This is a genomic window from Zavarzinella formosa DSM 19928 (genome assembly GCF_000255705.1).
Classification (GTDB): domain Bacteria; phylum Planctomycetota; class Planctomycetia; order Gemmatales; family Gemmataceae; genus Zavarzinella; species Zavarzinella formosa.
In genome coordinates this window covers 1-771 of the sequence record NZ_AIAB01000570.1, presented here as the reverse complement: position 1 = coordinate 771, position 771 = coordinate 1, and the positions used below count along the sequence as shown (strand labels likewise).

Below are 771 nucleotides of genomic sequence, written 5' to 3'. Positions count from 1 at the left end.
CGCCTTCGCCTCCCTGAAAAGCCAGATCCTTGAACTGCTGCCGGCCCTGTCCGCCGTGGCCGTCGTCGAGTACGGAAAACGCGCCATCGAGGCCGCCGGACGCATTCAGGACATGGCCGACCGCATCGGCTTCGCGGCCTCCACGATCTCCGCGCTGGAGTCACCCCTCGCCACCTCCGGGGCAAGCATCGAGGAGTTTGCCGGGTCAATCTCCCGCATGAACAACGCCATCGGGACGGCGGCCAAGGGCGACCCGGCGGCCATCAAATCCTTTGACGAGCTGGGGCTGTCCGTCACCAAACTGGCGAAACTCTCCCCCGAGGACCAGTTCAACGCCATCGCCGAGGCGATCCTCAAACTGGGCGACCAGGCGAAGATCACCGAGGCCGGGATGAACATCTTTGGCCGAAGCTTCACCACCATGCTCCCCGCGCTCCGGGAGGCGAACGGCAACCTTCAGAATCTCAAAAAGGCGCTCAGTGACAACACGGTGGCCAACCTTGACGATATGGGCGACGCCATGGTTCGCGTGGGCCTGCGCATCCGGGACGGATTCCTTGACGCGGTTTCCGCCTCCATTGACGCCGTTGAGCGGCTTTACGGCGTGGCCCGCGAACTCAGCGCGAAGGAATTAAACATCGAGATCGCGGCGAAGCAGAAGGCCCTGGCTTCCCTTCCCGCCGACGAGCCTGTTTTTGACAACCTCCCTCCCGGAGTTCCGGCCCCCAAGACCCCGCAGGCGCTCCTGCGCGACCAGATCGCCGCGCTTCA

Annotated in this window: 1 protein-coding gene; it reads left to right on the top strand. The window is 64.3% G+C overall.

Annotated features, from left to right (window positions below; all coding sequences use genetic code 11):
• Window positions 1–771, top strand: a 771-nt coding sequence (locus tag BGIM_RS47965) for a hypothetical protein (protein WP_040887454.1), incomplete at both ends; no start/stop codon positions are given.